The following is a 6,795-nucleotide window of genomic DNA, read 5'->3' as shown; positions in this document are numbered from 1 at the left end:
TTCACCTTTTTCATTGCCAATCACGACGATGGCGCGGAAGCTGAGTTTTTTACCACCCTTAACTACTTTACTTACCCGACGGATTTGGATTACCCGTTCTTGGTAGGTGATTTCCTTTTCTTCCTTTTTACCTCTACTGCCGCCACCTCTGTTGCCGCCGCCTCTGTTGCCGCCGTCGCCTCTGTTGCCGCCGTCGCCTCTGCCGCCACTGCCGCCGCTACCGCCGCTACCGCCACCACTACCGCCGCCGCGACGTTGTTGTTGTTCTTGTGCCATAATCTGATATTTGGATGATTTATGATTAGAAGTTTAATCCAGCTTCACGAGCAGCGTCAGCCAAGGCTTGGACGCGACCATGATAAAGATTACCACCGCGATCGAATACTACCGTCTCGATGCCCTTAGCTTTGGCACGTTCGGCGACTAGTTTGCCGACTTCAGCGGCTGCGGTAATATTCCCACCACCACTCAATCGAGATTTTAGTTCGGGTTCGAGACTGGATGCCGCTGCTAGCGTATGTTGCTCGGTATCATCGATGACTTGGGCATAGATATGTTGGTGAGATCTAAAGATCGCCAAACGAGGGCGGGCTGTCGAACCATTTACGTCCTTCCGAACGCGACGGTGACGACGCTGTACTGATTCTTTACGTGTTAGTTTCATTTTATGTTCTATTTCTTCCCAGATTTACCAGCTTTCCGGCGGACAACTTCACCTTCGTAGCGAATTCCCTTACCTTTGTATACTTCTGGTGGGCGAACATCGCGGATTTTGGCAGCAGTATTGCCGACTAATTCTTTGTCGATACCACTAATGATTACATTAGTATTCTTTTCTTTAGGAACTTCGATTGTAATTCCCGCTGGTGGAGTGATTTTGACGGGTAAACTGTAGCCTACGTTGAGGGTGAGGACATTGCTGTCAACGGCAGCCCGATAACCAACTCCTTGGATTTCCAATTTCTTTTGGAAACCTGTGGAGACACCTTCAACCATATTGGCAACTAGCGTCCGACACAATCCATGTTGTTGACGAGCGGGGCGGGACTCGTTGGCACGATTCACGACGACCATCTCGCCTTCGATGAGGATGACTACTCCTGAGGGGAGGATGCGAGAGAGTTCACCTTTGGGGCCTTTAACTACAACTGATTGACCATCAATATCGATGGTAACTTTAGCTGGTAAAGGAATTGGACGTTTTCCAATTCTAGACATAATTAATATTTACTCCTTGTCAATGAAATTGCGATACTTTAGTAGGCGCAAAGATGAATATTTGAGCCAGGGGAGTAAGATTTAGTACATATAAAGTGACTAATTCAGTGAAATCACGGTTGACTTCTACCTACTGACTACTTGAGATTTACCAGACGTAACAGAGGATTTCGCCACCGACACCTTGTTTACGGGCTTCGCGATCGGTCATAATTCCACTAGAAGTAGAGATCACTGCGATGCCAATCCCACCCAAAACTTTAGGTAAGTCTTTGTGGTTGGAATAAACGCGCAATCCAGGCTTACTTACCCGTTTGAGGGCGGTAATAATTGGTTGGCGATTTTTGCCTTTGTATCTGAGGGTTAGGACTAATTTTTTGTCAATCCCTTCGCCAGTTTCTTCGTACTCGCCGACATAGCCTTCTTGTCTGAGGACAGTGGCAATACTGCGAGTAAGTTTAGTTGCTGGGAGATTGGTGGTTTGATGTTTGACTATGCTCGAATTCCGAATCCGAGTGAGCATATCTGAGATGGTATCGTGTGCCGCCATTTGTTGTTTAGGGTGATTAGTGATGTTAGTGGCTGGTGGCTAGTGGCTGGTGGTGAGCCATTGCTCTCCATCATATTGATGCCATTACTACCGCTGTTACCTGTAGCGATTAACTCGCGCGGAAGGGCATTCCCATTTCTTTGAGCAATGCGCGTCCAGATTCATCGTTATCGGCTGTGGTGATAATCGAGATATCCATCCCGCGAATTTGGTCGATTTGGTCGTACTCGATTTCCGGGAAAATCAGTTGTTCGCGAATCCCAATACTGTAGTTACCGCGACCGTCAAAACTTTTAGGGCTGATGCCTCGGAAGTCCCGAATTCGGGGCAGGGTGAGGTTGATAAACCGATCCAAGAAGGCGTACATCCGATCGCCGCGCAGTGTCACCATGACTCCCACAGGCATCCCAGCGCGGATTTTAAAACCCGCGATCGCTTTTTTAGCGCGGGTGACGACTGGCTTTTGTCCGGTAATCTTGGCGATTTCCGCGATCGAAGATTCTAGAGCTTTAGCATTGGTAGCTGCTTCACCCAGACCTCGATTGACCGTAATTTTAATCACCTTGGGCACTTGCAGCATATTGGTATAACCAAATTGCTCCATCAGCTTGGGTGTGATTTCTTTTTGATACTTAGTTTTGAGTTGTTGTGCCATGATATTCGAGTATGATTTCCTGGGCTTGGTCAGGATAATAGCTATTTACAAAAGGGGAACTGAGAACTAACTAGTCGATAATCTCGCCAGTTTTCTTCAACATCCGCACCTTTTTACCTTCAGCGTTGACAGTGTAACTAATTCGACTAGCAACATTTTGGGTAGTCGAGTAGATCATCACTTTGGAGCTATGAATCGGAGATTCGGAGGTATCGATCCGACCGGATTCGCCTTCTTGAGCTGGTTTGATGTGTTTGGTACGAATACTCACACCTTTGACAATCACTTTACTTAGTTCGGGAAAAGATTTAAGAATTTCGCCGATTTTGCCTTTATCTCGACCGGAGATAATTTGTACGGTGTCGCCTTTCTTGACGTGCATCCGATGGATAACTTTGGGTTTCTGTCTTGCCATTTTTTAGAGTACCTCTGGAGCCAATGAGACGATTTTGGTGAAGCTTTTTTCACGAAGTTCGCGAGCGACAGGGCCGAAAACGCGAGTACCTCTGGGATTACCGTCAGCATTGACTAGCACGGCGGCATTATCATCAAACCGGATACTCATACCACTCTCGCGGCGCATAGTATGTCGGGTACGGACGATGACTGCACGGACTACTTCGGATTTCTTGACTGCCATATTCGGAGTGGCATCTTTGACAACGGCGATAATTGTGTCGCCTACGCCGCCGTAAGTACGATTACCCGCACCCAGGACGCGAATACACATAATTTTGCGGGCACCGCTATTGTCCGCAACGGTTAAATAACTTTCTTGTTGAATCATTGTTGTGTAGAGGGTAGCGATTCGCGCTCGTCGGGTTCCCCGACGGTTTAGCGAATCAAGACGAGGGTAGGGGGGAGAGGGTAGGGAAGAGAGTAAAATTTTACACTCGAACCATCACCATTCCTAGCCCCACCAAGTGATTTAGGCTTTGGTACTGAGAATTTCAGCGAGTGTCCAGCGTTTGGTGCGGCTGAGGGGGCGGGTTTCAGAAATCCGCACTCTGTCGCCTTCTTTACACTGGTTGTCTTCGTCATGCACCTTATATCTTTTGGTTCTGACGACTACTTTGCCATATTTGGAGTGGGCGGAACGGTTTTCGATCGCGACCACTATGGTTTTTTGCATCTTGTTGCTGACGACGAGGCCAACTCTTTCTTTAGCTGCCATTGTGTGTTGATTACCTGTGGCTGAGTATGTTGACTGTTATTAAACCTTGGCGGTTTTACGTTGGTGTTCCACGGTCAATAACTGCGCTAATTTATGGCGGTTATGTTTGAATTCGTGGGTTTTTTCTAACCGACGGGTAGCTTGTCTGAGGCGCAGGTCAAACAGATTTCGTTTGACAGCGATAATCTCAGCAGCTAGTTCTTCATCGGTTAGGCTTGTTACTTCGGCAATTTTGGGCAGAGCCATAACCTTAATCAGTCTCGTCTTCTAAATGTGCTTTGATAATAAACTTGACTTTGATCGGTAGCTTGTGCATCGCTAAACGCATCGATTCCCGCGCAATGTCTTCAGGAACGCCACCAATCTCGAATAAGATCCGACCTGGTTTGACTACTGCTACCCAAAATTCGGGAGAACCTTTACCGGAACCCATCCGTGTTTCTGCTGGGCGCATGGTAACTGGCTTGTCAGGGAAGATCCGAATCCAGATTTTCCCGCCCCGTTTGAGATAGCGGTTCATAGCTCGCCGACAGGCTTCGATCTGACGGGAGGTGATCCAGGATGGTTCGATCGCTTGTAAGCCGTATTCACCAAAAGCAATTTCACTGCCTCTGGTAGCTAAACCAGTCATTCTACCGCGCTGTTGTTTGCGGAATTTCGTTCTTCTAGGACTTAACATTTTTCAAATCTATCCTTCATCAGAGCGGTCATCGAACTGCTGACGGCGACGTTGTTGCTGTTGCCGACGTTTGGGTTGAGCAGCACTAGGTATTTCTAGATTTTCTTGTCCGGGGATGATTTCACCCTTAAAGACCCAAACTTTTACACCGATGATTCCATAAGTGGTTTCTGCGGTTTTGGAAGCGTAGTCAATGTCTGCGCGGAGGGTATGTAGAGGTACGCTACCTTCACGAGACGATTCAGTCCGAGCGATTTCTGCTCCGTTGAGCCGTCCGCCGACTTGAATTTTGATGCCTTTAACTTCGGCTCGTTGCGCCCGTTGGATTGCCTGACGGACAACACGACGGAAGGAGACACGGCGAGATAGTTGTTGAGCGATGAATTCAGCGATTAGAGCTGCATCAGCGTCAACCTTGGCAATCTCAATGACGTTAATCCGAATCTGACGATCGGTACCAAGTTTTTTGAGTAGAGCTTGACGGATGACTTCGATGCCGCTGCCTTGACGACCGACGACAACACCTGGACGAGCAGTATGGATTTCGAGTTCGATTTGGTCGGCTTTACGCTCGATCCGAACTTTGGAAATCCCTGCTGTGCTGAGGGTGGGGTCTTTCTCGATGTGTTGGCGAATGATGTAGTCTTCTTTGAGAACTTCGGGATAGCGACGGCTATCTGCATACCACCGCGAACGGTGTTCCTGCGTGATGCCGAGTCTAAAGCCGATCGGATGAATCTTCTGTCCCATGTTATTTCTTTATATGCTCCCTAGTTCGTTTCCGCCACTGCCACAGTGATGTGACATGTCGGTTTGCGGATTTTGTAAGCGCGACCTTGCGCTCTAGGGCGGAAGCGTTTTAGTGCTGGGCCACCGTCAGCATAGGCAGTAGATACTACTAGCTTGGCTGGATTCATCCCATTGTTGTTTTCAGCATTAGCCACAGCCGATCGCAATACTTTGATAATCTCTTCACAAGCCTTGTAAGGCATGAATTCAAGAATAATCAAGGCTTCACGGTAGGAACGTCCCCGAATTTGGTCTAGTACGCGGCGCACTTTAAAAGGAGACATGCGAATGTATTTCGCAACTGCTTTGATTTCTGTTTTGTTTTCGATCGCCATAGTTTTTTTCTTTAATCCATTTATAATTCAAAGTTAACTTTGAATTATCTACCGGATTTTTTGTCTCCCTTTGAGTGGGAACGATAGTTCCGAGTGGGCGAAAACTCACCTAATTTGTGTCCGACCATTTGATCTGAGACAAAGACAGGAACGTGTTGACGACCGTTGTGTACTGCGATCGTGTGTCCGACCATTTGCGGCAGGATTGTGGAAGCCCGCGACCAAGTTTTGATCACGTCTTTACGACCAGACGCATTCATTTTTTCTACCTTTGTCATCAGATGATCTGCGACAAAGGGACCTTTTTTGAGAGAACGACCCATAATTTAGTGAATGGTGAATGGTGAATGGTGAATGGTGAATGACGATCGAAAGTTATGTATTTTACGTTATAAATAATGACGATCGCATAGTAAACAATGAATAACCGATAGCTAATTTCACTATCCACTATCCACCATTCACCATCCACTCTCTTAGTTCTGACGACCGCCTTTACCACGTTTGGAGGATTTCCGGCGACGGCGGATGATGAGTGCGCTGCTGGCTTTCTTCTTCTTCCGAGTCTTGTAGCCCAGGGTAGGCTTACCCCAAGGCGTAACTGGCCCTGGGCGACCGATTGGCGCGCGACCCTCACCACCACCGTGTGGGTGATCCACTGGGTTCATGACGCTACCTCTGACCTTAGGACGGCGACCTTTCCAGCGGTTACGTCCGGCTTTACCCGCGTTCGTGTTCCGTGCGTCAGTATTACCGACTTGTCCGATGGTGGCGTAACATTCTTTTCGCACCATGCGGACTTCACCAGAAGGCATTTTCAGGGTAACATAGTCCCCTTCTTTTGCTACTAGTTGAGCCGCAGCACCAGCAGATCTGGCGATTTGGGCACCTTTTCCGGCGGTGAGTTCGACACTGTGTACAGTGGTACCCAAGGGGATATTAATCAACGGCAAAGCGTTGCCAATCTCAAATGGAGACTCTGGCCCAGTGATGATTTCAGTACCAACTTCTAAGCCAACTGGATGCAGAATGTAACGTTTTTCGCCATCTCTGTAAAACAGTAGGGCGATCCGTGCGTTCCGGTTAGGATCGTACTCGACAGTTGCTACTTTTGCGGGGATGTTGATTTTGTCTTGACGACGAAAATCGATCGTCCGGTAGAGACGTTTGTGACCGCCACCACGTCTACGACTGGTGATGACCCCACGGTTGTTGCGCCCCTTATCACGGTGTCTGTATTTAACCAGTGATTTTTCCGGCTTACTCACGGTAATTTCAGCAAAGTCTGAGATTACGGTTTCGCGACTACTAGGCGTATATGGCCGATAAGAACGGGTACCCATAATTAGTTGTTAGGTATTAGGTTTGAGGTATAAGGGCGAGTGACTAGCTATT

13 protein-coding genes and 1 pseudogene are annotated in these 6,795 nt (G+C 47.9%); all 14 read right to left on the bottom strand.

Annotation, left to right across the window (positions count from 1 at the left end; genetic code table 11):
- Window positions 1–276: pseudogene (locus tag ACEW9J_RS21465) on the bottom strand (30S ribosomal protein S5); the annotation flags it as partial.
- A 25-nt stretch (window positions 277–301) separates the two neighbouring features.
- Complete coding sequence (rplR, locus tag ACEW9J_RS21460) at window positions 302–664, bottom strand: 50S ribosomal protein L18 (RefSeq protein WP_373547123.1); 363 nt, start codon at window positions 662–664, stop codon at window positions 302–304.
- 8 nt (window positions 665–672) lie between these two features.
- The gene (gene rplF, locus ACEW9J_RS21455; protein ID WP_373547122.1) at window positions 673–1,218 is read right to left on the bottom strand and encodes a 50S ribosomal protein L6; all 546 of its coding nucleotides are present in this window, start codon (window positions 1,216–1,218) and stop codon (window positions 673–675) included.
- A gap of 148 nt (window positions 1,219–1,366) precedes the next feature.
- On the bottom strand, window positions 1,367–1,768 hold the full coding sequence (gene rpsH, locus ACEW9J_RS21450) for a 30S ribosomal protein S8 (RefSeq protein ID WP_373547121.1): 402 nt from the start codon (window positions 1,766–1,768) through the stop codon (window positions 1,367–1,369).
- A 109-nt stretch (window positions 1,769–1,877) separates the two neighbouring features.
- Window positions 1,878–2,423 (bottom strand): 50S ribosomal protein L5, encoded by a 546-nt coding sequence (gene rplE / locus ACEW9J_RS21445; protein WP_373547120.1) that lies wholly within the window; start codon window positions 2,421–2,423, stop codon window positions 1,878–1,880.
- Window positions 2,424–2,493: 70 nt separating this feature from the next.
- Window positions 2,494–2,838, bottom strand: coding sequence for a 50S ribosomal protein L24 (rplX, locus tag ACEW9J_RS21440; protein ID WP_373547119.1), 345 nt, complete (start codon window positions 2,836–2,838; stop codon window positions 2,494–2,496).
- A gap of 3 nt (window positions 2,839–2,841) precedes the next feature.
- Window positions 2,842–3,210, bottom strand: coding sequence for a 50S ribosomal protein L14 (rplN, locus tag ACEW9J_RS21435; protein WP_373547118.1), 369 nt, complete (start codon window positions 3,208–3,210; stop codon window positions 2,842–2,844).
- Between the two features lie 141 nt (window positions 3,211–3,351).
- Window positions 3,352–3,597, bottom strand: coding sequence for a 30S ribosomal protein S17 (gene rpsQ, locus ACEW9J_RS21430; RefSeq protein WP_373547117.1), 246 nt, complete (start codon window positions 3,595–3,597; stop codon window positions 3,352–3,354).
- A gap of 39 nt (window positions 3,598–3,636) precedes the next feature.
- Window positions 3,637–3,843, bottom strand: coding sequence for a 50S ribosomal protein L29 (rpmC, locus tag ACEW9J_RS21425; RefSeq protein ID WP_373547116.1), 207 nt, complete (start codon window positions 3,841–3,843; stop codon window positions 3,637–3,639).
- A gap of 4 nt (window positions 3,844–3,847) precedes the next feature.
- A complete protein-coding gene (gene rplP, locus ACEW9J_RS21420) occupies window positions 3,848–4,276 on the bottom strand; it encodes a 50S ribosomal protein L16 (RefSeq protein ID WP_373547115.1) in 429 nt (142 codons plus the stop codon).
- 9 nt (window positions 4,277–4,285) lie between these two features.
- Window positions 4,286–5,026 carry a 30S ribosomal protein S3 gene (gene rpsC, locus ACEW9J_RS21415; RefSeq protein WP_373547114.1) on the bottom strand — a complete coding sequence of 247 codons (741 nt, stop codon included), beginning with the start codon at window positions 5,024–5,026 and terminating at the stop codon, window positions 4,286–4,288.
- A gap of 20 nt (window positions 5,027–5,046) precedes the next feature.
- Window positions 5,047–5,400: a 50S ribosomal protein L22 gene (gene rplV / locus ACEW9J_RS21410; protein WP_373547113.1), complete on the bottom strand. Its 354-nt coding sequence runs from the start codon at window positions 5,398–5,400 to the stop codon at window positions 5,047–5,049.
- 44 nt (window positions 5,401–5,444) lie between these two features.
- Window positions 5,445–5,723: a 30S ribosomal protein S19 gene (gene rpsS / locus ACEW9J_RS21405; RefSeq protein ID WP_295613120.1), complete on the bottom strand. Its 279-nt coding sequence runs from the start codon at window positions 5,721–5,723 to the stop codon at window positions 5,445–5,447.
- A gap of 153 nt (window positions 5,724–5,876) precedes the next feature.
- On the bottom strand, window positions 5,877–6,743 hold the full coding sequence (gene rplB, locus ACEW9J_RS21400; protein WP_373547112.1) for a 50S ribosomal protein L2: 867 nt from the start codon (window positions 6,741–6,743) through the stop codon (window positions 5,877–5,879).
- Between the last annotated feature and the right edge of the window lie 52 nt (window positions 6,744–6,795).

The organism is Chamaesiphon sp., assembly GCF_041737865.1.
Classification (GTDB): Bacteria; Cyanobacteriota; Cyanobacteriia; order Cyanobacteriales; family Chamaesiphonaceae; genus Chamaesiphon.
The sequence above is the reverse complement of the archived record's forward strand: the minus strand, read 5'-3'. Positions and strand labels throughout refer to the sequence as shown.

What these genes read in the sequence shown, in the direction of transcription:
- rpsS (WP_295613120.1), bottom strand. Translation starts at nt 5,723, where the DNA reads ATGGGTCGTTCTCTCAAAAAAGGTCCCTTTGTCGCAGATCATCTGATG.
- rplN (WP_373547118.1), bottom strand. Translation starts at nt 3,210, where the DNA reads ATGATTCAACAAGAAAGTTATTTAACCGTTGCGGACAATAGCGGTGCC.
- rplE (WP_373547120.1), bottom strand. Translation starts at nt 2,423, where the DNA reads ATGGCACAACAACTCAAAACTAAGTATCAAAAAGAAATCACACCCAAG.
- rpsC (WP_373547114.1), bottom strand. Translation starts at nt 5,026, where the DNA reads ATGGGACAGAAGATTCATCCGATCGGCTTTAGACTCGGCATCACGCAG.
- rplX (WP_373547119.1), bottom strand. Translation starts at nt 2,838, where the DNA reads ATGGCAAGACAGAAACCCAAAGTTATCCATCGGATGCACGTCAAGAAA.
- rplP (WP_373547115.1), bottom strand. Translation starts at nt 4,276, where the DNA reads ATGTTAAGTCCTAGAAGAACGAAATTCCGCAAACAACAGCGCGGTAGA.
- rplB (WP_373547112.1), bottom strand. Translation starts at nt 6,743, where the DNA reads ATGGGTACCCGTTCTTATCGGCCATATACGCCTAGTAGTCGCGAAACC.
- rplF (WP_373547122.1), bottom strand. Translation starts at nt 1,218, where the DNA reads ATGTCTAGAATTGGAAAACGTCCAATTCCTTTACCAGCTAAAGTTACC.
- rplV (WP_373547113.1), bottom strand. Translation starts at nt 5,400, where the DNA reads ATGGCGATCGAAAACAAAACAGAAATCAAAGCAGTTGCGAAATACATT.
- rpmC (WP_373547116.1), bottom strand. Translation starts at nt 3,843, where the DNA reads ATGGCTCTGCCCAAAATTGCCGAAGTAACAAGCCTAACCGATGAAGAA.
- rpsQ (WP_373547117.1), bottom strand. Translation starts at nt 3,597, where the DNA reads ATGGCAGCTAAAGAAAGAGTTGGCCTCGTCGTCAGCAACAAGATGCAA.
- rplR (WP_373547123.1), bottom strand. Translation starts at nt 664, where the DNA reads ATGAAACTAACACGTAAAGAATCAGTACAGCGTCGTCACCGTCGCGTT.
- rpsH (WP_373547121.1), bottom strand. Translation starts at nt 1,768, where the DNA reads ATGGCGGCACACGATACCATCTCAGATATGCTCACTCGGATTCGGAAT.